Raw genomic sequence first — 22,887 nt, 5'->3', positions numbered from 1 at the left:
ACAAGCGTAAGGGCGAATGCCCTGATATTGGGCGAATGCTCCGCGCCCGCATTGCGAGGGTTGTGGATGGCAGGGAATGGCGTGCGTTTCGTAGGACTTGCACGTGTTGGGGCGCTGTAGGTCAGACAGAGTTTCCCTAACGTAACGAAACAAAAGTGCGCGATACCCTCTTGCAAACGAAAGCCTCTTTGTCATGCTCAGGTCACGGAGGCCACGGCGATTAACGACCGGGCCCCAACATGGGAGGATCGCGCAGGATGGATGCGCTGCAACTGCTTATCGGCGGTGTTGCGAACGGCTGTATCTACGGTCTGGTCGCGCTCGGTTTCGTATTGATCTACAAAGCGTCCGAGGCCGTGAACTTCGCGCAGGGCGATATGCTGATGTTCGGCGCGTTTCTGGGCATCGCGTTCATCAACGAGGACCGGGGCGACCTGCCGTTCCTGCTGGGACTGGTGGCCGCGTCGCTGTGTCTGGGTCTGATCGCCTATGCGCTGGACCGGTTCGTGCTGCGCGCCATTTTCGGCCAACCGCAATTCGCCATGGTGGTCCTGACCATCGCCCTCGGCTTCGTGCTGCGCTTCGTCGCGGGAACGATCTGGGGCTATGATCCGGTGTCGCTGGAGACGCCCTTCGCTGGGGAAATCCTGTCGCTGGGCGGTCTGACGCTGGCGGTCGCGGACCTGCTGATCATTCTGGCGACCTGCGGGCTGACCTTCGTGTTGTGGCTGTTCTTTGGCCGCACACGTCTGGGCGTGGCGATGCAGGCGTCATCGCAAAACCAGATGGCGGCTTATTATATGGGCATCCCGGTGAAGCGCGTGAACTCCATCGTCTGGGGCCTGTCCGGCGTCGTATCCGCCATCGCGGGCGTGTTGTTCGCGGCCAAGGGCGCGGTGGAGCCTTCGGTGGGGTTGCTGTTCGGGATCAAGGCATTCGCGGCGGCTGTGATCGGCGGGTTCGGCAGCTTGCCCGGTGCCTTGCTGGGCGGTCTGCTGATCGGCGTGATCGAACAGTTCGCGGCACGCTACGCCCCATCGGGCTATTCCCAGATCGCGCCCTATGCGCTGATGCTGCTCGTGCTGATCCTGCGCCCCGGTGGACTGTTCGCACAAATCGCGCAGAAAAAGGTGTAAGTCATGCGGGTTCATTTCAAACGCTCCTACGACGAGGATATCCGCCTGTTCGAGGATTGGCGGCGCATGGCGAAATACGCGGTGCTGCTGGCGATCATGATCGCGCTGCCTGCGCTGGTCTCCGGCTATTTCCTGGGTGAAGTCACTCTGGTTCTGATCTATTGCATCGCGGGGATGGGCCTGATGGTTCTGGCCGGTCATACCGGGCAGATCAGCCTGGGTCACGCGGCATTCATGGCTATCGGTGCATTCAGCAATCTGTGGTTCATGGATCAGGGAATGCCGTTCCTGATCGCGCTGCCGCTGTCCGCGATCTTTACCGGTGTGGTCGGTGCCATCGTGGCGCTGCCGATCCTGCGTCTGTCGGGCATCTATCTGGCGATTGCGACCCTCGCGCTCAGCATTATCGTCGAGGATATCGCGATCATAGCCGAGCCTTATACCGGCGGCGTCGTGGGCGTGTTCGCACCGCCGATCGAGTTCTTCGGGACCATGGTGGACCGCTACGGCACGCCGAACCTGTTCTACTGGATGTGCCTTGCTCTGGTGGTGCTGGTCACGCTGGGCTACGTCAACCTTCTGCGCTCCGCGACCGGGCGCTCGTTTCTGGCGGTGCGCGACAGTGAGGTATCTGCCCGCGCGCTGGGGGTGAACGTGACGCGGACCAAGGCGCTGGCATTCGGCCTGTCCTGCGGCGTCACTGGGATTGCGGGTGCGCTCTACGCGCATTTCGTTCAGGTCGTGAACTACGAGAGCTTTCTGGTCCTGCTGTCGATCAACCTGCTGCTTCTGGTGGTGATCGGCGGGCTGGGGTCGATCCACGGCGCGTTCTTCGGGGCCATTGTCGTGGGGCTGCTGCCGCAGGGTCTGTCGATCCTGCGCGACTTCCTGCAAGGGACGGTGGGGCTGGATATCTCGGCCTATCCGGGTCTCGACACCATGGTGTTCGCGGTCATCATCATCGGCATGGTGATCTACGAGCCGCTGGGGCTGTACGGCTTTTACATGAAGGTCAAGACGCAGTGGCAGCTGTTCCCGCTGGCCCGGCGCGACATGTTCCGCCGCTCGAAATCCTATCTCAAGACGGAGCGGTTGCGATGAGCCTTTTGAGTGTAACCGATCTGGCGATCCACTTCGGTGGGGTAAAGGCCGTGGACGGCGTGTCCTTCGATGTGCAGGCGGGTGAGGTGTTCACCATCGTCGGGCCGAACGGTGCCGGGAAATCCACCATCTTCAACCTTATCAGCCGGTTCTATCAGCCAACCCATGGCAAGATCGTCTTCGATGGGGAGGATATCACCGCCACCCCCGCGCACCATATTGCGGAACTGGGCATCGCGCGGACCTTTCAGAACATCGAGTTGTTCGATCATTCCACGGTGCTGCAAAACCTGCTGGTCGGCGCTCATACCAAGCGTAAGGCGACATGGGTGGAGGACGTGCTGCATCTGCCGCGCACCCGCTCGAATGAGCGTGAGGCCCGGCGCGCGGTGGAGGAGATCATAGATTTCCTCGACCTTGCTGCCTATCGCGACAAGATGATCGCGGGTCTGCCCTACGGTGTGCGCAAGGTGGTTGAGATCGCCCGCGCGCTGGCCTGCGAGCCGCGCCTGATCCTGCTCGACGAACCGGCCTCCGGCCTCAGCGTGGAGGAGACGAACGACATGGCGTTCTGGATCGAGGATATGAAAAAGGACCTCGGCCTGACGGTCCTGATGGTCGAACATGACATGAGCCTCGTCTCCGCCGTGTCGGACCGGGTTCTGGCCGTGGTGGAGGGAAAGCCGCTGGCGCTGGGAACCTCGGCCGAGGTGCAATCCGATCCGCGCGTGATCGAAGCCTATCTGGGAACAGCGGCATGAGCGTGCAAACACCTGAAAACGTCATGGAAGTCCGCAATGTGGAGACGTTCTATGGCCCGATCATGGCCCTGCGCGGCGTGTCGATCGACGTGCCGAAGGGCAAGATCGTCACCATCCTGGGCGCGAACGGCGCGGGCAAGACAACGTTGATGAAAACCGTCTCGGGCGCGCTGGACCCGGAGAAGGGCACCGTCTCGTTTCTGGGGGAGCGGGTGGACGGGCAGGAGCCGGACCAGATGGTGCGGCGCGGTCTGGCCCATGTCCCCGAGGGGCGCGAGGTGTTTCCGTTCCTCAGTGTTGAGGAAAACCTGAAACTGGGGGCCTATACCCGCCGCGACCGTGAGATCGGGGCCGATATCGAGATGTGCTATCAGTACTTCCCGATCCTCAAGGAACGCCGCGCGCAACAGGCCGGTACGCTATCTGGTGGGCAGCAGCAGATGCTGGCCATCGGGCGGGGCCTGATGGCACGCCCGAAGCTGATGCTGCTGGATGAACCCTCGCTGGGTCTGTCGCCGCTGCTGGTGCAGGAAATCTTCGGCATCATCCGCCGATTGAACGAGGAGCAGGGCGTCACCATGCTGCTGGTCGAGCAGAACGCCCAGATCGCGCTGAACACCGCTGATTATGGCTATGTGCTCGAAATCGGTCGGATTGTCATGGCCAACGACGCGCGTGTTTTGCTGGCATCCGAGGATATCCAGGAATTCTACCTCGGCGGCGGGCACGGCACGAACCAGCGCGATCAGAAACGGTGGAAGAGGAAAAAGACATGGCGGTAAGCTGGCGTCAGAGGGCGCTGATCGGGCTGATTGTCCTGTCCTTCTATGCCTCCGTCGCGGGTGAGACGCAGGCCGTGCAGATCGCCGCATCCATCGTGACATTCGTGCTGGCCGTAATCCTGTACCTGGTGCATCGCAACGAAGAAGAGGACGAGAAGTGAATCAGCTTTCGCTCCCCAAACCCATTCTCATTGATGGCGCCGATACTGTCGTCAAACTCTGGGCCGCGAAATGCGCGGAACGCGGCGACGCGACTGCCCATCGCGAGAAGGATTTCGGCATCTGGCAGGCCTATAGCTGGTCAGACTGGTACGACCGGTCGCAGGCGATCGGCATGGGCCTGATCGAACTTGGCCTGACGCGCGGCACGCCTGTGTCCATCCTCAGCGAGGACAACAAGGAGTGGCTGTATTGCGATCTGGCAATCAGCGCCGCCGGGGGCATTCCCAGCGGTGTCTACACCACCGACAGTGCAGGCCAGTTGGAATACCTCATCAACGATTCCGGTTCCGCATTCCTGTTCGTCGAGAATGACGAGCAGTTGGACAAATACCTTGAAGTGCAGGACCGCGTTCCAACTATTGTCAAGGTTATCGTATTCGATCCCAAGGGGTTGCGCGACTTTTCTCACCCAAAGGTGATGTTCCTGTCAGACCTGTACGAGATTGGTGAGAAGGCACCTGACGCTGCGGAACGTTTTCGGATCGAAATCAACGCGTCTCAACCCGAAGACACCCGGATGCTGATCTACACATCGGGTACGACGGGCCCGCCCAAGGGGGCGATGATCTCCCACTCCAACATGTTGTATCAGATGTGGGCCGGCCAGCAGGTGCTGAGGGTGGATCCCAAGGATGAGCAGCTTTGCTTCCTGCCGCTGTGCCATGTGTTGGAGCGGATCGTCTCGGTCGAATTTCCCATCGCCGTGGGGTCCACCGTGAATTTCGCCGAAAGCCCCGATACCGTCTTTGACAATTTGCGTGAGGTCTCCCCACATGTTTTCACCGCCGTTCCGCGGTTGTGGGAGAAGATCTATTCCCGTGTGCTGATCATGCGGTCCGAGGCGACACCTTTCGGTCGCTGGGCCTTTGATCGCGCGATGGCCAGCGGTGCTGCGAAGCTGGAGGGCAAGGGCGGCGCGATGCACGCGGTCTGGGACTTTCTGGTGCTGCGCAATATTCGACAGATGATCGGATTTGATCGTAACCGCCGCTCCAACACCGGGGCGGCGCCCATCTCCCCCGATCTGATCCGCTGGTACGGCGCGCTCGGCGTGACCTTGCTAGAGGGGTACGGCATGACCGAAACCTCGGGTGTGGCCTCGGTCAACGTGATCGGTGACAACCGTATCGGCACCATCGGATGCGCCTTGCCCGCCACCGAGTTGCGCATTGCGGAGAATGGCGAAATCTGCCTGAAGGGGCCGAATGTCTTCAAGGGATACTGGAGAAAGCCCGAGAAAACAGCGGAGGATATCCGCGATGGCTGGCTCTATACCGGGGATGTGGGGCGTATCGGCGATGACGGGGCCATCACCATCACCGGCCGGGTCAAGGACATCATCATCACCGCCGGTGGCAAGAACATCACCCCGGCGGAGATCGAAAGTCGATTGAAGTTCAGTCCCTTCATCTCCGACGCGGTGGTGATCGGGGATCGGCGCAAATACCTGACGGTGCTAATCATGATCGACCAGGAAAACGTCGAGAAATACGCGCAGGACCATCAGATCCCGTTCTCGGATTTCGCGTCCTTGACGCGGGCGCCTCAGGTCGTGGACCTGATCGACGGTGTGGTGCGTGAGGTGAACACCCACTTCGCGCAGGTCGAGCAGATCAAGTATTTCCGCCTGATCGACATCCTGCTGACGGCGGAGGATGACGAGTTGACGCCGACGATGAAACTCAAACGCGGCTTTGTTGAGAAGAAACACGCGGCGCTGATCGACCAGATGTATTAAGTTAGAAAAATGACGGGAAAACCCGCATTTCCATGGGAGGAAACCAGAATGAACAAGGTATTAGCGGCCCTTGCGGCCACGACGATGATCGCAACAGGGGGCCATGCGCAGACCCGTGGCGTAACCGACGACGAAATCGTCATCGGGGCGTTTCAGGATCTGTCCGGCGGTTTTGCGGCCTTCTCCGTTCCGGCGGTCGAGGCGGCGCATCAGGTGTTTGAGGAGGTCAACGAGGCGGGCGGCATCCACGGACGTCAGATACGCTATGTGGTCGAGGATCACGGCTATCAGGTGCCACGCGCCGCGCAGGCCGCGAACAAGCTGGTGAACCGCGATGACGTCTTTGCCATCCTGCTCAGCCTCGGCACACCGCACAACCTCGCGGCGTTTCGCGTGATGGATCCGGCGGGCGTGCCATCGGTATTTCCGCTGACCGCAGCACGGCAGATGATCGAGGGGCCGGAGGAGCTGCGCTATGTCGCGACCGCCTCCTACTATGATGGCGTGCGGGCCGCGACGGGGTTCCTTGTTGAGGATCAGGGGCTTGAGAAGCTGTGCTCGATGTATATCCCCTCGGATTTCGGTGAGGAAATTCATGAGGCTACGGTGGATGAGGCCGAGGCGCGTGGTGTCGAATACACCGCTGAGACCACCCACCGCCCCGACGAAAGCGACTTCACCGGGGCGCTGGCGCGCTTGCGTGAGGCAGGATGCGAATTGGTCACGCTGGCACTGACAATCCGGCCAACGATTACCGTGGTGGCGACTGCGAAGCAGATGGGCTGGGACGACGTTCGGTTCCTGACCTCCTCCGCCGGGTTTCACACGGCCATAGCGAAGGTTCCGGGCGGCGTGACGGATGGTTTGTACGCGGGCGCGGGCTGGCAGGATCTGGAATCGCGGATCGACAATCCCGAGGTCGCGGAATGGGTCGAGGTGATGACCGAGCGGACGGGCGAGTTCCCCGGAACCGGCGCCTTGCTGGGCCAATCCGCCGCGCTCGGCCTGGTAAACGCACTGAAGGCTGCGGGGCCTGACCTGACGCTGGAAAGCTTCACAGCCGGGATGGAATCGCTGGACTACGACGATGCGATCGCGGGCAACCGTATGCAGATGGGTCCAGGCGACCACGCGGGGTCGGAGGAGATCTACATCTCGCAAATCCAGAACGGTGCCTGGGTCACGGTGGATTCCGTCGAATCTGACTGATCCACACCCAATGACTGCAACGGCCCGCCTATTTGCGGGCCGTTGGCGTTTCTGGCCTCACCTATTGGAAGGCAGCGGGCGAGATCGGCCCCGATGCTCTCAAAGCCAAGGCTGGCTTTTCAGCGGATCCAGAATGAAGCGTCTAATTCGCCTTGGCGGATCTGCGCCGCCGCCTTCTCCCCCCATCTTCGCCGTTCGTGTTGAAGCTCACGTCCGGTAGCGGGGCTATCTTGCGCAGTTTCGTATAAGGCTCCGTCGCGTGGGGGATGTTGCTGGCGGCGACGAAGTGTTCCTGGAACCTTGGTTCGACGGCGGTTTCGACCTTCACGATCTTGCGAACATTGGCTTCGACCTCGCGCCGGGCGGAGACGTTGAGCAGGGCGATGCGCGCGCCGGTGCCGGCGGCGTTGCCGGCGCTCGTGACTTTTTCAACGTCGCAATCGGGGATCATGCCCAGCACCATCGCGTGCTTGGGGGAGATGTGGGCCCCAAACGCCCCGGCGAGGACGACGCGGTCCACCTCGTCCACGCCCATCTGATCCATCAGCAGGCGGGCCCCGGCGTAGAGCGCGGCCTTGGCCAACTGGATCGCGCGGATGTCGCCATTGGTGACGGTGATGCGGGGGGAGGTGCCGTCGCCCTCGAACAGCACGTATTCGTGGGTGCGGCCGTTGGCCACGCAGCGTTTAGTTCCCGTTTGCGCGGCGGATCCGATCAGGCCGCCGGGATCGACGAGGCCCGCCATGCGCATCTCTGCGATCGCCTCGATAATGCCGGAGCCGCAGATGCCGGTGATGGTGCCCGCCTCGGCCATGAAGCCATCCTCGTCGGACCATTTGTCCGATCCGATAACGCGAAAGCGCGGTTCCTTGTTCACCTTGTCGATCTCCACCCGCTCGATGGCGCCGGGGGCGGCGCGCTGGCCGGACGAGATCTGCGCCCCCTCGAAAGCGGGGCCGGTGGGGGAGGAACAGGCGAGGACCTTTTGCGTGTTGCCCAGCAGGATCTCGGCATTCGTGCCGACATCCACGATCAGGACCAGATCTTCGGATCGGTGCGGTGCCTCGGACAATGCGACGGCGGCGGCGTCGGCCCCGACATGGCCCGCAATGCAGGGCAGGATATAGACTCGTGCAGAGGGGTGCACGTTGAGGTCCAGTTCGGTGGCCAACAGGCTCATGCTGTCCGACGTGGCCAGCGCGAAGGGCGCCTGGCCCAGCTCCACCGGGTCGATGCCCAGTAGCAGATGGTGCATGACCGGATTGGCCACGAAGACCGCCTCGAAGATCAGGGCGGGGTCTATCGCCGCCTCCTCCGCTACGGTGTTGATGAGAGCTTGCAGCGCGGTGCGCACGGCCTTGGTCATCTCGACCGCGCCACCGGGATTCATCATGGAATAGCTGACGCGGCTCATCAGATCCTCACCAAATCGGATCTGCGGGTTCATGATGCCCGAGGAGGCGAGCACCTTGCCCGTGCGCAGGTCGCACAGATGCGCCGCGATGGTGGTCGAGCCGAGGTCGATGGCAACGCCGTATAGCGTCCCCTCATAATAGCCGGGCCAGACATGGACGATGCGCGCCTCATCCGGACCGTTGCCCTGATAGACGGCGACCGTGACCTTCCAATCGCCCTTGCGCAGGGCCGGTTGCAGCTGCTGCATGATCCGCAGGTCGCAGGTGGTGCCCGGCAGATCCCACTGTTCGGCCAAGGCCTTGGACAGACGCTCCAGATCGCCGGAGGGTTCGTGCATGTCCGGCGCGTCCACCTCGACGTAGTAAAGCCGGGTGGCGGGGTCGAGCACGATGTCGCGGGTATCGGCGGATTTGCGCACGACCTGTTTGTGGACCTGGCTCTCGGGCGGAACGTCGATCACCACGTCCCCCTCGATCAACGCCTGACAGCCAAGCCGCCGTCCGTCGATCATGCCGCGGATCGACTTGTAGCGTTCCTCGACCGAGTTCCATTCGCTGAGCGCGCCCGGGCTGGACGTGATGCCGTGTTTCGAGAAATCACCGAAGGACGGGGCCACCTGACATTTGGAGCAGATGCCACGCCCGCCGCAAACGCTGTCCAGATCGACGCCCAGCTGGCGGGCCGCGTCCAGAACGCGGGTGCCGGTGGGAAAGGTGCCCCGCTTGCCGGAGGGGGTGAAAATCACGAGGGGGTCGGTTCTGGACATATCGCACGCCTTTACTGTGTTGCTGCCTTGTTATGACAGGCGCGGTTCAGGGGAAAGGCGCAAGCCGTCGCACAGTTGGGGAAACGCGACATTCGCTCCACGACAGAACGCGCTCTTCGTCGCGGGCCACAGCGATGTGATCGCCGGGTTTTGGAACGGCGCGCGGGCCGGGGCGTTCGTTCAGCAGCTATTAAGGAAAAGGACATTTCATGACCCAGACGATTACGACGATCAATCCTGCGACCGGCGCGGAACTGTCCCGTTACGACATGATGACCGGGGACGAGGTCAACGCCGCCATCGCCGCCTGTCACACCGCGTTCGAGGCATGGAGGGATCGTCCGGTGGCCGAACGGGCCGAGGTGATCCGTGCTATTGGCGGTGCCCTGCGCGCGCGCAAGGATGAACTGGCGGAGTTGATGACGGCGGAAATGGGCAAGCTGGTCTCGCAATGTCGCGATGAAATCGAGTTGTGCGCCGGTATCTGCGACTGGACGGCGGAGCAGGGGCCCGAGGCGCTGGCCGACGAACGCCGCGATCTGGTATCGGGTGGCAAGGGGATCGTGCAATACGCCCCGATCGGCGTGATCTACGGCATCCAGCCGTGGAACTTCCCGTGCTATCAGGTGGTACGCTATTCCATCGCAAATCTGATGGCGGGCAACTCTGTGCTGCTGAAACATGCCGCGAACGTCACCGGATCGGGTGAGATGATCGCCGAGATCTACCGCGCGGGCGGTTTGCCCGATGATCTGTTTACCGTGCTCAGGATCAGCCACGATCAGTCCAACGATGTGATTGAGCATGATCTGGTGCGCGGTGTCACCCTGACCGGCAGCCCCGCCGCTGGCCGCACCATTGCGGAACGCGCCGGCCGGGCGTTGAAAAAGACAGTGCTGGAGCTTGGCTCCAACGACGCCTATATCGTGTTGGAGGATGCCGATATCTCGAAGGCGGTGACGCAATGCGTTCTGGGCCGGGTCTATAACAACGGTGAGACTTGCGTCGCGGCGAAGCGGTTCATCGTGGTCGATGCGATTTATGACCGGTTCCGCGAGGCCTTCGTCGAGGCGATGCAGGCCGTCCAATACGGCGATCCGATGGGGGATGAGGCCCGCATCGGCCCGATGGCGCGCAAGGATTTGCGCGACGATCTGCACGAACAGGTGGAACGCTCCGTCGCGGGCGGTGCCAGTATCGCCTGTGGTGGTGAGGTTCCCGACGGTCCGGGCTATTTCTATCCCGCAACGGTGCTGGAGGATGTCCGCCCCGGGCAGCCCGCCTATGATGATGAGTTGTTCGGCCCCGTTGCCGCCTTGATCCATGCGAAGGACGAGAATGACGCGATGCGCATCGCCAATGACAGCCGGTTCGGTCTGGGGGGCGCGATTTTCTCGGGCAATCAGGACCGGGCGATCGAATTGGCCAGGAAGTTCGACACCGGGATGGTGTTCATCAATGGCTTCGGCCTCGCCCAGCCGGACATGCCGTTCGGCGGCGTGAAGGATTCAGGCTATGGCCGCGAACATGGCGGCTTTGGCATGAAGGAGTTCGTCAACGTCAAGGGTATCTCGCTTATGTGAGGTAGCCGGGCCGCGACGAAGGAGAGGCGCGCTCCCGTCCGGGCGCGCCTCTTCGCATATCTGGGGCATGTTTGGTGTTGGCCTCCCCTTCGGGGCAAGCCGCCCCATATGAATCATTAACTTACCGTACATCCGATGAAAGGTTGTCGTCATGCTGATCCGTGTAGGATTTGAAATCGACGTGGAAAGCGCCCCTCAGGTGCCGATGCTGCTGGCGCTGTCCACTCACGGTGAATTGACGAACCGGGTGATCGGCCACGATACCGTGCGGGTGGAGCCGTTCACCCCGTCGGAGGTCTATTACGACCGCTTCAATAATCGGATCACCCGCATCGTGGCGCAGGGTGGCACGACGCGCTTGTGGTCCGATTCCGTGATCGAGGTTTCAGGCGTACCCGACGAGGTCGATCCCACCGCCTGGCAGATCGACGTGCAGAACCTGCCGCATGAGGTGCTGAGTTATCTGGTGCCCAGCCGCTATTGCGACAGCGACAACCTGACCGCCGCCGCGTGGGAGAATTTCTCCGGCTACCCGCAGGGATGGGCGCGGGTGCAGGCGATCACCGATTTCGTGCACAATCACATCGCGTTTGGTTATCAGTTCGGGCGGACGAACAAGACGGCCTCGGACGTGTATCGGGAGCGGACGGGCGTTTGCCGCGATTTCGCGCATCTCGCGATTGCACTGTGCCGCGCGATGAACATTCCCGCGCGATATGTCAGTGGGTATCTGGGCGATATCGGCGTGCCCTATCAGGGCGCGGGCGATTTCTGCGCCTGGTTCGAGGTTTATCTGGGCGGGCGCTGGCTGACGCTGGACGCGCGCTATAACACGCCGCGCATCGGGCGGGTGCCGATGGTACGCGGTTGCGATGCTGCGGACGTGGCGATGATCACCTCGTTCGGGGAGCATAAGCTGACCTATTTCCGGGTCTGGACCGATGAGGTTCAGGGCGCGCCGAGTGATGCAGAAGTCCTAGCGATGTTGCAGACGCGCCCGCAAGGCGCGCCGCTGGTCTATCCATCCTCGGGCAGGGTGGCCTGAGCGTTACGCGGGCCGCCGCCGCCGCCCACCCGTGCGCCGGCCCCGTGCGCCGGCCTCAACCTCACCCTCGGCCAGCTTGGGCTTGTTGGCACGGATCCATTCGGCCCCATTGGGATCGTTGTTCATCAGGAAGTTGGCGGCGCGGATCGCCTCCATCTCCTGCGGGCGGACGGGGTTCATGATGGCGGAGGTCATGCCCGACGCGATGGCCATCGGCAGGAAGGCCGCGCCCAGACCGTGCCGGTTGGGCAGGCCGAAGCTGACATTCGACGCGCCGCAGGTGGTGTTCACGCCCAGCTCGTCGCGCAGACGCCGCACGAGGGAGAAGACCTGAAGCCCTGCCGTGGCCATCGCGCCGATAGGCATCACCAGCGGATCGACAACGATGTCGTGGGCGGGAATGCCGAAATCGGCGGCACGCTCGACGATTTTCTTCGCCACGGCGAAGCGGACGTCGGGATCCTCGGAAATACCGGTATCGTCGTTCGAGATGGCGACGACGGGCACATTGTATTTCTTGACCAGCGGCAGAACCAGTTCCAGCCGTTCCTCCTCACCGGTGACGGAGTTGAGAAGGGGGCGGCCCTCGCACGCCTCCAACCCGGCCTCAAGCGCGCCGGGGACAGAGCTGTCGATGCACAGGGGCACATCCACCAGCGCCTGAACACGACGGATCAGTTCGGGCATCAGCAGCGGCTCGACGAAATTGTTGTCGGCATAGCGGGGATCGGACGCCATCTTGTTGGTGAATACGGCACCCGAATTGATGTCGAGCATGGTGGCCCCGCAGGCGACCTGCTCCAACGCATCGCGTTCAACGGTGGAGAAATCGTCCAGCTCCAGCTCCGCCGCCAGCTTCTTGCGGCCTGTAGGGTTTATCCGTTCCCCGATGACGCAGAACGGCTGATCGAAGCCGATGATCGCGGTCTTGGTCTTCGATTCGACAATGGTTCTGGTCATTTGAAAACGTTCCTTGAAGTCAGGCAGTTGCGGTATGCGCGGTCGGTTGGCCGTGCATCTGAGTGTACTCGGCAGTCCTTGTAATGCCACCGAGCGGGAAGAGATGCACGCTTTCGATCCCGAAACCCGGATTTGCCGCCTTATGAACGGCCAGATCGGTGAGGATCTCATCCGGGGTGAAGGGCAGGACCAGCTTGGTCAGGTCGGCGGCGCGGCGTTGCAGCACCCGCAGTGACGGACCGACGCCGCAGGCGAGGGAAAATTTGATGAGGGTTTGCAGCTTGGCCGGGCCCGCCACACCGATATGGATCGGCAGGTCGATGCCCTCACCCTGCAGGCGGTCGGCCCAGTCGATGACCGGTTGCGCCTCGAAGCAGAATTGCGTGGCGATTGCCATGCGCGCATCCGTCCGCTCGGAAAACGCCTGTTTCCAACGCAGCGCGTCCATGAGTTTGGCGTCGGAGCCGTCGGGGTCGATGTCCTTGTTGCCCTCGGGATGGCCGCCGACATGCAGGCGGTCGAATCCCGCCGCGTCGAACAGCCCGGTTTCCATCAGGTCCATCGAGCAGTGGAAATCGCCGCGCGGGGCCTCGACACCACCGGCCAGCAACAGCGCCTGGTGCACGCCGGCATCGGCGTAGCGCGTGATCCAGTCGGCCAGCATGGCCCGGTCCGCAATGATCCGCGCGGGGAAGTGCGGCATAGCGGTGAAGCCCTCATCCACCAGACGTGCGGCGGTGGCGACCATATCCTCGATCGGGGTGCCGTCGATATGGGCGACATAGACGCGGGTGGCGGGGGGCAGGATGGCGCGGAAATCGTCGATCTTCTGCGCCGTGCGGGGCATCACCTCGATCGAGAACCCGTCGAGCAGCGCCGCCACCGAAGGATTGACAGGCGTCTCGGGCTTGCGCCGCATGAAGGACAGGATGTTGCTCATAGTCGTCTCCGCCGAAAAAGGCGCTCAGGCCTTGCCACCGTTTTCGATCAGAGTGATGAGGCGGGCCTTGTCATATTCGGCGTCGAGGCGCGATGCCTCGGCCGCCGCGATATCGGCCTGATCGCCATCGAGCGGGTAGGGATCGGCCTTGCGAAAGCCAGCGAGGTAATCGTCACTGCCTGCGGCACCGTCCTTCATCGCGGCGCGGTCAATGGCCTGCTCGAACCGTTCGGGCAGTTGCACTTTCGCGGCGCGACGACCCTTGCCCACAATGACTTGCGCGGGAATGTCACGCCAGTAAACTATGGTCACATCGGGCATGGGGGCGTCCTCATCTCTGATCTGTTCAACCGTGATAGCGGTCGGCGGGGCGACGGTGCGCATCGGCGCGACGTTGAATGCGCCTTTTCCGACATGATGGCGGTCGAAACGGGCCACGGCTCCGGCGCGGGTCGCATTTTCATCTTGTTGCGTCGCATATAGTGCCCTAGGTCAGAGGGCAACACGTGTTCACGGGAATAATTATCATGCGTCCGACCCTGTCATTCGAGTTCTTTCCCCCGATGTCGCCTGCGGCAAATCTGAGGTTGTGGACGAGTGTCGAGCGTCTGGCGCCGTTGGGGCCGAAATTCGTTTCCGTCACCTATGGTGCGGGTGGGACCACGCGCGCGCGCACCCGTGCGGCCATAGCCACGATCCGTGAACGCGCCCGGCTGGATGTGGCGGGCCACCTGACCTGTGTCGGTGCCAGCCGTGCCGAAACACTGGACGTGGCGCGCGATTTCGCCAAACAGGGCGTGCGCCGGATCGTCGCGCTGCGCGGGGACGCGCCCAAGGGGGCGGAGAAGTTCGAGCCCCATCCCGAAGGCTTCGTTTCCGCCGCCGAACTGGTCAGCGCCCTGCGCGACGAAGGGTTCGACGAAATCTCCGTCGCGGCTTATCCCGAAAAGCATCCCGAGGCGCAGAGCCCGGATGCCGATATCGAGAACCTGAAGCGCAAGCTGGACGCGGGCGCCACCGATGCGATCACGCAGTTCTGTTTTGATACGGAGACGTTCTTCCGCTTTCGCGATGCGGCGGCGAAGGCCGGGATTACCGCGCCCATCGTTCCGGGCATCCTGCCGGTCGAGAATTTCGCCAAGATGAAGAATTTCGCGGGCCGTTGCGCCGCGACCGTTCCCGCGTGGATGGAAGCGGCCTTCGGCAATGTGCAGACCGAAGAGGAAAGCCATCTGCTCAGCGTGTCCATCGCGGCGGAGCAATGCTCCGAGATGATGGCGAACGGTGTCGAGCACCTGCATTTCTACACGCTGAACAATCCCGACCTGACCTTCGATATCTGCACCGCGCTGGGGATCGAGCCGGTGGCAATGCAAGGCGTCGTCGGCGGCACGGCCTAAGTCAATACCAGCGCAGATATCCCCGCATTGCATTGCGGGGACATTTGCGCCCGCAGTTCAGTCGAAGGCCTGCGTCGATGCGCCGTTCTTACTGGAATTCTCGCTGACATCGCGGACACGCTCACGCGGCCACCACTCTGGATGTTCGTCGCGAATGTAGGCCAGCATTGCCTCCCTCAGACGGGCGTGCATTCCCCACGCGGCGGAGGGGTTGGGCGCCATGGCGTAGAACGTGACCTCCATCCCGTTTTCACCATGACCCAGAACAAGGGTCTTGATCTGTCCCGGTTCGGTCACGTCCTCGTCCGCGCGGGCAATCTCATCGAACTTGTCGCGCAGCACATCGACATCGGCCACATGATCCAGGCGCAAGGTAAAGGTCCGCACCATGCGCGCGTCCTGCATTGACCAGTTCTCAAACGGTTGCGAAATGAAGTACTTCACAGGGACGATTAGCCGCCGCTCATCCCAGGTGCGCAGACGTATGTAGGTGTAGAAGATCGCCTCGACATAGGCCCAGTTGCCCTCGTACAGCACGGCATCACCGATGCGCACCGGCTTGGCCAGCGCGATTTGCAACGAGGCGAGGATGTTGCCCAGCACCGTCTGACCGGCGATGCCCAGGATCACCGTCAACACCCCGGCGGAGGCCAGAAGCGACAGCCCCAGTGAGGCGAACAGGTTCAGCTCCGACAGCACCAGCCCGATGCCGATGGCCACCGTGATCAGCAACACGATGCGTCGCACCGCGTAGATCGAGGTGTAGAGCTGCCGCTCATCCTTGCTCTGCGCATCGTCGATATCGCCGACATAACGCTCCGTCACCTTGTCCAGCACGGCGTCGATGGCGCGCAGGGCCGCCATGGCGACGCCGACGACCATCGCGATAATCAGCGCCGGTGACACGAGTGAGGAGATCGGGCCGGAGAATGAGATCGTCGTGGCCAGAAGCGTCTGCGCCAGTCCCGCCCCCGCGACGATGCCCAGCGGCATCGCAGCTCGCGACAGCAACCATTTCGCCGGGGTCCATCCGAAAATCGTGGAGACATGACCGACGATCCGGTAGACGATATATCCGCCCAGCACCGCCATGCCGGCAATCAGCGGGAACCCGAGCCATTCCCATATCCGCAATCCGCCAAGCCGTTGGCGCAGTGTTTGGGGCAGGTATTCCTCGAACCAGCGCGGGCCGTATGCCTCATAAAGGCGGGGAATTGCCTCGACCGTCTGGGGCGTGAACAGCCATACGGGATCGCCTTCCTCGGTCTTGACCCGATAGATGCGGATATCGACGGTCCTGCCACCGACTTCGAGGATTTCCAGAGAGATGTTGCGCCGGGGTTTTCCCGTCATCGGATTGGAGTTCGCGCCCTCCTCGATCATCGCATCGGGACGCGAGGAGATTGACGACCAGCGCAGCCATACCTGACGGAACAGCACCTCCGACAACTGCATTGCACGGATTTCGCCCAAGGCCGCGCGATTCTCCGCCGGCAGGCGCGACAGGTCGAGCATGTGCATGGCCAGATCAGCGCGCCCCGCCTCGGTCAGATCGACGAAGGCGGCGAGCATGTCGCGCGGCGTGGACCTGTCCAGCGCGTCGGGTGCGTCCAGCCCGGCATTTACATCCTCGACGATATACCACCGGTCGCTGGCATCCTCCGACTGGGGCAGTGCCGGAACGGCGAGGGCCAGAAGCAAGGAAAGGGCTGAGAGGAAACGTGCAAGATGCATATTTGATCCCGGATCGGTGAAGGAAGCGTGACAGCAGGGCGGGCTTGCCTTGCAGGTGCAGCAGTGAAACGATAAATCAAGAAAGTGTCCGGCGTATTGTGTGAGGCACCAGTAAAGGAGCACCTCCCCACATGCGCGCGCAAGGCCAATCCCATAACCGCAAGAGCGCGCGCGGCAGAGGCTTGGATCGACCGGGGCGCACGACCGTGCAGGATCGTCCGCTATATGCAGCACTCGATCTGGGCACCAATTCGTGCCGGATGCTGATCGCCGCCCCGCAGGATAGCAGCTTTCGGATCGTGGATGCGTTTTCAAAGTCGGTGAAGCTGGGCAAGGAGCTGGAGCGGACAGGCGCCTTGTCGCAGGCCGACATCGGGCGAACCCTGGGTGCGTTGCAGGTCTGCGCCACGAAATTGCGCCGCCACGGCGTGAAGCGGTTCCGGCTGGTCGCGACGGAGGCTTGCCGCCGAGCCAGCAACGGTGACGACTTCCTGAAGCAGGTGACGCGGCAGACCGGGCTGAAGCTGGAACTGATTGATCCGGCGGAGGAAGCGCGCCTCGCCGTCGTTTCCTGCGCCCCTCTGGTTGATCCTGCCGCGTCGCAGGTTCTGGTCATAGATATCGGTGGCGGGTCCACCGAACTGGTCTGGCTGGATATCGGTGACGTTCCGCCGGGGGAGCGGCGCGCCGCGATCATGAAACTGAAACTGGCGCGCAAACGTGGCAACGACGTGGCATCGGCCATCGGTGGCCTGCGCGTGGTGGACTGGATTTCCGTGCCGCTGGGCGTGGCGACACTGCATGAGCGGTTTTCCGATGTCGAGGATCGCCGATCCCGCTTCGCATTGATGAGCTGGTATTTCGAGGAGCAGATGGCCGAGTTCACGCCCTACATCGATGCGGAACTTCCCGACTATCTGCTGGGTTTTCAGATGATAGGTACTTCGGGCACGGTGACGACAGTGGGCGCGGCGCATCTGGGCCTGACCCGATATGACAGAACCGTCGTTGACGGGATGAGCCTGACAGGTGACGAGATAAACACCGTGATCGACGGATTTCTGGGGCAGGGGTTCCAGAATCGCATCGGTAAGCTGGGCATCGGTCTGGACCGGGCGGATCTGGTGATTTCCGGTTCCGCCATCCTTCAGACGCTGCTGCGCATCTGGCCCACCGACCGATTGAGCGTGGCGGACAGGGGTCTGCGCGAGGGAATGCTATACGCGATGATGAGCGCCGACGGCGTTCTGACGCAGGAGGAGGGCTGATGCCCACGAAAAAGCCGGGTGGCAATACGTCGGGGCGCGGAACACGCGACCTGCACGTCAAGGTAAAGACCGCCAAGGGCCGCAAGATCAGCTCGAAGCTCTGGCTGGAGCGGCAGTTGAACGACCCCTATGTCATCGCGGCACGCCGCGACGGCTATCGCGGGCGCGCGGCCTACAAGATACTGGAACTGGACGACAAGTTCCGTTTCCTGGTGCCGGGGGCGCGGGTCGTCGATCTGGGCTGTGCGCCGGGCGGCTGGACCCAGGTCGCGGTGCGGCGGGTGAACGCGCTGGCCGATCGAAAGTCGAAATTGCAAGGCACGGTGCTGGGCATCGACCTGCAGGTGGTCGATCCAATCCCGGGCGCGGAAATTCACGTCCTCGATTTCTTGGAGGAGGACGCGGACGCGAAGGTCAAGGGCTGGCTGGGCGGTCAGGCCGATGTCGTGATGTCGGACATGGCGGCCAGCTCCTCGGGTCACAAGCAGACCGACCACCTGCGCATCATCGGATTGTGTGAGGCCGCAGCCTATTTTGCCATCGACGTTCTGGACGAGGGCGGAACCTTCGTCGCCAAGGTCTTGCAGGGTGGGGCGGAAAACGACCTGCTCAACATGCTGAAAAAGAACTTCACCAAGACGATGCACGTCAAACCGCCGTCGTCACGATCCGACAGTTCGGAAAAGTTCGTCATCGCCACCGGGTTCAAGGGCCGCGCCGAGGGTTGAGCCGGGATCATGCCTCTTCGGCCAACCATGTTTCGTTGAGGTACATCTCCATCAACGGGTGGGCACCGTAATTGCGCACGCGCGATGTGCTGTGGGTGAAGATCGAGCGCCAGTAGGGCTGGATGATAACGCCGGAGGCCTGCAATGTCCGCTCGATCTCGGCCATCAGCAGACGGCGGCGGTCCGCTTGCGGTATCGCGAGGGCAGCGTTCAACAGTTCGTCGAATGCGGGATCGGAATAGCCCGTCTCGTTCCACGCTTCACCCGTGCGATAGCCGAGCGCCAGGTTCTGCACCCCCAGCGGTCGATGTATCCAATCCGTCGTGGAAAACGGATAATTCGTCCAGTTCCGGGCAAAGGCCGAGTTGGAGATGATCGTGCGTTTGACCTTGATCCCCGCATCCAGCAACTGCGCGGCAATCGCGTCTGAGGTCATCGTGCGCCAGTCGCCATCGGTCGAGATCAGCTCGAACGTCGTGTCCAGATGACCCGCCTGCACCAGCATCGCGCGGGCGCGGGCCGGGTTCGAGGTGATCGGCGGCAGCTGCGCATATTCGGGGTGCATCGGCCCGACATGGTGGTTTTCCGCGACCATGCCGTAACCATGATGCCCCAATTCCAGCACGACAGCGTTGTTCACCGCCAGTTGCAGCGCGTTGCGCACGGTCCGGTTGTCATAGGGCGGATGATTGACGTTCATCCGCGCCACGATGGTGGCGGCAGTGTCGACGCGGGAGCGGACGAATCCGGCCTCATCCATTTGCTGCACGAATTCGGATTGGGTCTGGTCGTTGAGGTCCAGATCGCCCGCGACAAAGGCCGCGACCTCTTGCGTCTTGTCAGTGCCGAAATCCGTGACTTCGATCCGGTCGATATAGACCTCCGGTCCCCAGTAGTCGCCAGCGGCCCGCTTCTGAAACACCGCCGCGCGGCCGGGGCGCAGGTCGGTCATCAGGTAGGGGCCGGTGCCGATGGTCGCCTCACTCAGCGGGGTGGAGCCGTCGAACGAACGGTGCACAATCATCGCGGGATAATCCGACATGCCCGGGATCAGCGTGATGTCGGGGCGAGGCAAGTTCAGCCGGATCGTGTGATCATCCACGATCTGCATCACGCCATCGGCCAGCGTGTCGGTCGCTGGGTCAATCAGCGTGCCCATGCGCGCCGCCATCGAATTTCCGGGCACCCGCCGTTCGCACCAGCGGCGAATGTTGTGTGCGACGTCGCGCGCGTCAAAGGGGGAGCCGTCCGACCAGCGCACGTCGCGGCGCAGGTGTAGCATATAGACGGTCGCGTCGGCGTTTGCCTCCCACCGCTGCAACAGCATCGGGCGGAAGGTCAGGTCACGGTCGTAGCGCACCAGTGTTTCGAGCATCTGACGGGCGAGGTTGCCCTTGTCCGGCCAGTCGAACAGGCGCGGATCGTCCAGCGGCATGACGTTCATCGACACGCGCAGGGTGCCGCCCATGCGGCCCGGTCGCTCCTGCGCGGCGGCTGGGGTCGCGCCGATCAGGCCATAGGCCGCCGTTCCCGATACACCCAAGGCGGTTGCCATCGCCAGAAACTCCCGCCGGGACAGGGTTCCGGCGCGGGTCTGTCTGGCAAGCTCTACCGCGCGGGGGTGCAGGGCAGCCTGTGATCGGACGTGCATCGCGATTCCCTTTCGGCCGGTTCTGCGAAATCCTAGCATGGCCCATATAGGCCTCAAACGGGCAAGGCGCTACGTGCGGAAGGTGACTGGCAGACGTTCAAGGCCGTGAAAGTGCCAACGGTCCGCGAAGACCGCCGTTTCGGCAAGTTCAAGTTCCGGCAGGCGGTCGATCAGGATCGGCAGCGCAATGGAGATTTCCAGCCGCGCCAGCGGTCCGCCGATACAGAAATGCAGCCCCGCGCCAAGCGCCAGTTGCGGCCCCGGTTCGCGCGTCGGATCGAAGCGGGCGGGATCGGTCCAGACCGCAGGATCCCGATTGGCCGCCGCCAGCAGCAGCCCGACCTGTTCCCCCTTGGCAAAGGAATGTCCGAAGACCTCGACATCCTGCATCGCATAGCGTGAGAACAGGTGCAGCGGCGGATCGTGGCGCAGGATTTCCTCGGTCAGTTTGGCCGGGTCATGTGCGTGCCACTGACCTGTCTGAACCAGCGTGCGGATGCCGTTTCCCAGCGCGTGCACCGTCGCCTCATGCCCCGCGTTCAACAGCAGGATACAGGTGGCGATCAGTTCATAGGCGGAGAGTTTTTCACCATCTTCCTCCGCTGCGATCAGGGCGCTGATCAGGTCGTCGCGCGGGGCGGCGCGGCGCTCGGCCAGATAGGTTTCCAGAAATGCGCGGAAGGCTTGGGTGGACGCAACGGCGGTATCCTCGATCCTACGGTCGCGGCGAATCTGGTACATCGCCACCATGTCGTGCGACCAGCGCAGCAGGTCGTCGGCGCGATCCTCGGGCACGCCCAGCAGACGACAGATCACGATGACGGGCAGCCGCTCGCAAAACTTCGCCAGCAAGTCGTCACCGGGTTCAAGATCGTCCAGCAAGCTATTGGAAAGGCTTTGTATATCTGGTATCATAGCCTCAACCGTGCGCGGCGTGAAGGCGCGGGTTATCAGCCGTCGCAGGCGGGTATGTTCGGGCGGCTCACGGTCCAGCAGGGACAGGCGGTCGATCTCGTAGAACGGGGCGACATGCGGTTCAGGTTCCATCGGGAAGGGGTTCTCACGACCAAAGCGGCGGTCGCGCAGCAGGGCGTTGACCTCTGCATGACCGGCGGCGACGGGCATCGACAACTCGTCCCATACCACCAGCGGACCGGCGGCGCGCAGTTTGTCGTAGAACGGGTAGGGGTTCTGGACAAAGGCGGGATCACGCGGCGATTGCGACAGGCGCGGCAGATCGTGGCTCATGGGGCGGAGTCCAATGCCTGCTCCAGATCCGCGATCAGGTCCGATACGCTCTCGATCCCGATGGACAGGCGCAGCAGCTCCGGCTTCACCACGGAATGCGGCCCCTCGACCGCGATGCGATGCTCGATCAGGCTTTCGACACCGCCCAGCGACGTGGCGGGAATAAACACCTGCGTATGGGTCGCAACATGCTGCGCGGCGGCGCGGCTGCGGGCGATCAGCGACATCATTCCGCCAAACCCGTTCGTCATCTGGCGCGCCGCGATGGCGTGGCCGGGATGCGAGGGCAGACCGGGATAGAGCACGGCGGCCAGCTTCGGATGCCCCTCGAAATGCTGTGCGATGGTCAGCGCGCTCTCGCTCGCCCGTTCGAACCGCAGGTAAAGCGTGCGCAGGCCCCGGATCAGCAACCAGGCCTCGAACGCGGCCATGACGGTGCCTTGCAGCGTGCGCAGGCCGCGAATCTCATCCACGAAGGGGCTGTTTTGGGCAAAGGACAGCACGCCGCCGGTAATGTCGGAATGGCCGTTCATGTACTTGGTGGCGGAGTGAAAGACGATATCGGCCCCGAGGGACAGCGCCTGCGTCGTACAGGGCGGCGTCACGGTGCAATCGACCGCCAGTTTCGCGCCGACCGCATGGGCCAGCTCCACCGCGGCGGCGATGTCGGTCACGTCCCAGTTCGGATTTGTCGGCGTCTCTACCCAGACGATTTTCGTGGCGGGGGTGATTGCCTCGGCCAGCGCACCGTCCTGAGTGGCGTCATAGAACGTCGCCTTGATCCCTCGCTTTTCCACCAGACGGTGCAGCCAGTTGATGGTGCCGTGATAGCCGACGATGGGGCAGGTCACGTGATCGCCTGCCTCCAACGTCTCGAACAGGGCGACGATCGCGCTCATGCCAGAGGTGAAGAGCATCGAGGTGGCGGCCCCCTCCAGATTGGCCAGGATCGCCTCTGCATGATCCACGGTCGGGCCGCCGTCACGGGCATAGACCGCGTTTCCGATGGGCTGATAGTCGCCATCGCGCGCGAAGGTCGAGGCAGGCTCGATCCCCGGCACCACGGCCCCGTGCACGGGGTTGACGAAATGCAGGGCCTGCGCCGCTCGCGTGGCTGGCGAAAGGTTGAGCTGGGTGGGCTGTTTCATCGTGTGCTCCTGAAAGTCGTGCCACTTTATCGCGTGGCATGGGGCGACGTG

20 protein-coding genes are annotated in these 22,887 nt (G+C 62.8%); 12 read left to right on the top strand and 8 right to left on the bottom strand.

From position 1 onward, the window contains the following. The first annotated feature begins 257 nt into the window (after positions 1–257). The 7 genes from G8E03_RS11085 to G8E03_RS11055 are packed head-to-tail and all read left to right on the top strand — an operon-like array spanning position 258 to position 6,949. Positions 258–1,136: a branched-chain amino acid ABC transporter permease gene (locus G8E03_RS11085; protein WP_166191716.1), complete on the top strand. Its 879-nt coding sequence runs from the start codon at positions 258–260 to the stop codon at positions 1,134–1,136. Positions 1,137–1,139: 3 nt separating this feature from the next. Next, on the top strand, positions 1,140–2,237 hold the full coding sequence (locus G8E03_RS11080; protein ID WP_166191713.1) for a branched-chain amino acid ABC transporter permease: 1,098 nt from the start codon (positions 1,140–1,142) through the stop codon (positions 2,235–2,237). Then, positions 2,234–2,998 carry an ABC transporter ATP-binding protein gene (locus G8E03_RS11075; RefSeq protein WP_166191710.1) on the top strand — a complete coding sequence of 255 codons (765 nt, stop codon included), beginning with the start codon at positions 2,234–2,236 and terminating at the stop codon, positions 2,996–2,998. Before G8E03_RS11080 ends, G8E03_RS11075 begins: the two co-directional genes overlap by 4 nt. Continuing rightward, entirely contained in the window at positions 2,995–3,780 is a 786-nt protein-coding gene (locus G8E03_RS11070) for an ABC transporter ATP-binding protein (protein ID WP_166191707.1), read from the top strand. Before G8E03_RS11075 ends, G8E03_RS11070 begins: the two co-directional genes overlap by 4 nt. Continuing rightward, complete coding sequence (locus G8E03_RS11065; protein WP_166191705.1) at positions 3,771–3,941, top strand: hypothetical protein; 171 nt, start codon at positions 3,771–3,773, stop codon at positions 3,939–3,941. Before G8E03_RS11070 ends, G8E03_RS11065 begins: the two co-directional genes overlap by 10 nt. Next, positions 3,938–5,740, top strand: a complete 1,803-nt coding sequence (locus tag G8E03_RS11060) for an AMP-dependent synthetase/ligase (RefSeq protein ID WP_166191702.1) — start codon at positions 3,938–3,940, stop codon at positions 5,738–5,740. The genes G8E03_RS11065 and G8E03_RS11060 overlap by 4 nt, the downstream gene beginning before the upstream one ends. Before the next feature lie 48 nt (positions 5,741–5,788). Continuing rightward, positions 5,789–6,949 (top strand): ABC transporter substrate-binding protein, encoded by a 1,161-nt coding sequence (locus G8E03_RS11055; protein WP_166191699.1) that lies wholly within the window; start codon positions 5,789–5,791, stop codon positions 6,947–6,949. 142 nt (positions 6,950–7,091) lie between these two features. Here the strand turns inward: G8E03_RS11055 and G8E03_RS11050 are convergent, their stop codons facing one another. Next, on the bottom strand, positions 7,092–9,131 hold the full coding sequence (locus tag G8E03_RS11050) for an ASKHA domain-containing protein (RefSeq protein ID WP_166191696.1): 2,040 nt from the start codon (positions 9,129–9,131) through the stop codon (positions 7,092–7,094). Between the two features lie 209 nt (positions 9,132–9,340). Between G8E03_RS11050 and G8E03_RS11045 the strand changes: the two genes are divergently transcribed. Then, entirely contained in the window at positions 9,341–10,714 is a 1,374-nt protein-coding gene (locus tag G8E03_RS11045) for an NAD-dependent succinate-semialdehyde dehydrogenase (protein ID WP_166191693.1), read from the top strand. Between the two features lie 151 nt (positions 10,715–10,865). After that, positions 10,866–11,759: a transglutaminase-like domain-containing protein gene (locus G8E03_RS11040; RefSeq protein ID WP_166191690.1), complete on the top strand. Its 894-nt coding sequence runs from the start codon at positions 10,866–10,868 to the stop codon at positions 11,757–11,759. A gap of 3 nt (positions 11,760–11,762) precedes the next feature. Here G8E03_RS11040 and G8E03_RS11035 read toward each other — a convergent pair whose 3' ends face one another. From G8E03_RS11035 to G8E03_RS11025, 3 genes are read right to left on the bottom strand one after another with little or no spacing between them, the layout of a single operon-like run. Continuing rightward, positions 11,763–12,719, bottom strand: coding sequence for a methyltetrahydrofolate cobalamin methyltransferase (locus G8E03_RS11035; protein ID WP_166191687.1), 957 nt, complete (start codon positions 12,717–12,719; stop codon positions 11,763–11,765). Positions 12,720–12,738: 19 nt separating this feature from the next. Next, positions 12,739–13,659, bottom strand: a complete 921-nt coding sequence (locus tag G8E03_RS11030; RefSeq protein WP_166191684.1) for a methylenetetrahydrofolate reductase — start codon at positions 13,657–13,659, stop codon at positions 12,739–12,741. 24 nt (positions 13,660–13,683) lie between these two features. Continuing rightward, entirely contained in the window at positions 13,684–13,980 is a 297-nt protein-coding gene (locus G8E03_RS11025; protein ID WP_166194138.1) for a virulence factor, read from the bottom strand. Positions 13,981–14,183: 203 nt separating this feature from the next. Between G8E03_RS11025 and metF the strand changes: the two genes are divergently transcribed. Then, the gene (gene metF / locus G8E03_RS11020; protein ID WP_166194135.1) at positions 14,184–15,059 is read left to right on the top strand and encodes a methylenetetrahydrofolate reductase [NAD(P)H]; all 876 of its coding nucleotides are present in this window, start codon (positions 14,184–14,186) and stop codon (positions 15,057–15,059) included. Between the two features lie 57 nt (positions 15,060–15,116). Here metF and G8E03_RS11015 read toward each other — a convergent pair whose 3' ends face one another. After that, complete coding sequence (locus G8E03_RS11015; RefSeq protein ID WP_166191680.1) at positions 15,117–16,793, bottom strand: mechanosensitive ion channel family protein; 1,677 nt, start codon at positions 16,791–16,793, stop codon at positions 15,117–15,119. A gap of 131 nt (positions 16,794–16,924) precedes the next feature. Here G8E03_RS11015 and G8E03_RS11010 point away from each other — a divergent pair, with 131 nt between their 5' ends. Both G8E03_RS11010 and G8E03_RS11005 read left to right on the top strand, forming a co-directional pair. After that, positions 16,925–18,061 (top strand): Ppx/GppA phosphatase family protein, encoded by a 1,137-nt coding sequence (locus G8E03_RS11010; protein WP_166191677.1) that lies wholly within the window; start codon positions 16,925–16,927, stop codon positions 18,059–18,061. Further along, complete coding sequence (locus tag G8E03_RS11005) at positions 18,061–18,789, top strand: RlmE family RNA methyltransferase (protein WP_166191674.1); 729 nt, start codon at positions 18,061–18,063, stop codon at positions 18,787–18,789. Before G8E03_RS11010 ends, G8E03_RS11005 begins: the two co-directional genes overlap by 1 nt. Before the next feature lie 7 nt (positions 18,790–18,796). Here G8E03_RS11005 and G8E03_RS11000 read toward each other — a convergent pair whose 3' ends face one another. The 3 genes from G8E03_RS11000 to G8E03_RS10990 all read right to left on the bottom strand — a co-directional run bounded on the left by G8E03_RS11000 (position 18,797) and on the right by G8E03_RS10990 (position 22,836). Further along, positions 18,797–20,440, bottom strand: coding sequence for an ABC transporter substrate-binding protein (locus G8E03_RS11000; protein WP_166191671.1), 1,644 nt, complete (start codon positions 20,438–20,440; stop codon positions 18,797–18,799). Positions 20,441–20,509: 69 nt separating this feature from the next. Next, the gene (locus tag G8E03_RS10995; RefSeq protein ID WP_347340497.1) at positions 20,510–21,688 is read right to left on the bottom strand and encodes a cytochrome P450; all 1,179 of its coding nucleotides are present in this window, start codon (positions 21,686–21,688) and stop codon (positions 20,510–20,512) included. After that, positions 21,685–22,836, bottom strand: coding sequence for a trans-sulfuration enzyme family protein (locus G8E03_RS10990; RefSeq protein WP_166191668.1), 1,152 nt, complete (start codon positions 22,834–22,836; stop codon positions 21,685–21,687). The genes G8E03_RS10995 and G8E03_RS10990 overlap by 4 nt, the downstream gene beginning before the upstream one ends. Positions 22,837–22,887 lie beyond the last annotated feature (51 nt).

Source organism: Pontivivens nitratireducens (assembly GCF_011290545.1).
GTDB classification, from domain to species: Bacteria; Pseudomonadota; Alphaproteobacteria; order Rhodobacterales; family Rhodobacteraceae; genus Pontivivens; species Pontivivens nitratireducens.
The sequence above is the reverse complement of the archived record's forward strand: the minus strand, read 5'-3'. Positions and strand labels throughout refer to the sequence as shown.

Excerpts from the sequence above, each read along its gene's own strand:
- G8E03_RS11085 (WP_166191716.1), top strand. The coding sequence starts at position 258 with ATGGATGCGCTGCAACTGCTTATCGGCGGTGTTGCGAACGGCTGTATC.
- G8E03_RS11080 (WP_166191713.1), top strand. The coding sequence starts at position 1,140 with ATGCGGGTTCATTTCAAACGCTCCTACGACGAGGATATCCGCCTGTTC.
- G8E03_RS11075 (WP_166191710.1), top strand. The coding sequence starts at position 2,234 with ATGAGCCTTTTGAGTGTAACCGATCTGGCGATCCACTTCGGTGGGGTA.
- G8E03_RS11070 (WP_166191707.1), top strand. The coding sequence starts at position 2,995 with ATGAGCGTGCAAACACCTGAAAACGTCATGGAAGTCCGCAATGTGGAG.
- G8E03_RS11065 (WP_166191705.1), top strand. The coding sequence starts at position 3,771 with ATGGCGGTAAGCTGGCGTCAGAGGGCGCTGATCGGGCTGATTGTCCTG.
- G8E03_RS11055 (WP_166191699.1), top strand. The coding sequence starts at position 5,789 with ATGAACAAGGTATTAGCGGCCCTTGCGGCCACGACGATGATCGCAACA.
- G8E03_RS11050 (WP_166191696.1), bottom strand. The coding sequence starts at position 9,131 with ATGTCCAGAACCGACCCCCTCGTGATTTTCACCCCCTCCGGCAAGCGG.
- G8E03_RS11045 (WP_166191693.1), top strand. The coding sequence starts at position 9,341 with ATGACCCAGACGATTACGACGATCAATCCTGCGACCGGCGCGGAACTG.
- G8E03_RS11040 (WP_166191690.1), top strand. The coding sequence starts at position 10,866 with ATGCTGATCCGTGTAGGATTTGAAATCGACGTGGAAAGCGCCCCTCAG.
- G8E03_RS11035 (WP_166191687.1), bottom strand. The coding sequence starts at position 12,719 with ATGACCAGAACCATTGTCGAATCGAAGACCAAGACCGCGATCATCGGC.
- G8E03_RS11030 (WP_166191684.1), bottom strand. The coding sequence starts at position 13,659 with ATGAGCAACATCCTGTCCTTCATGCGGCGCAAGCCCGAGACGCCTGTC.
- G8E03_RS11025 (WP_166194138.1), bottom strand. The coding sequence starts at position 13,980 with ATGCCCGATGTGACCATAGTTTACTGGCGTGACATTCCCGCGCAAGTC.
- G8E03_RS11015 (WP_166191680.1), bottom strand. The coding sequence starts at position 16,793 with ATGCATCTTGCACGTTTCCTCTCAGCCCTTTCCTTGCTTCTGGCCCTC.
- G8E03_RS11010 (WP_166191677.1), top strand. The coding sequence starts at position 16,925 with ATGCGCGCGCAAGGCCAATCCCATAACCGCAAGAGCGCGCGCGGCAGA.
- G8E03_RS11005 (WP_166191674.1), top strand. The coding sequence starts at position 18,061 with ATGCCCACGAAAAAGCCGGGTGGCAATACGTCGGGGCGCGGAACACGC.
- G8E03_RS11000 (WP_166191671.1), bottom strand. The coding sequence starts at position 20,440 with ATGCACGTCCGATCACAGGCTGCCCTGCACCCCCGCGCGGTAGAGCTT.
- G8E03_RS10995 (WP_347340497.1), bottom strand. The coding sequence starts at position 21,688 with ATGAGCCACGATCTGCCGCGCCTGTCGCAATCGCCGCGTGATCCCGCC.
- G8E03_RS10990 (WP_166191668.1), bottom strand. The coding sequence starts at position 22,836 with ATGAAACAGCCCACCCAGCTCAACCTTTCGCCAGCCACGCGAGCGGCG.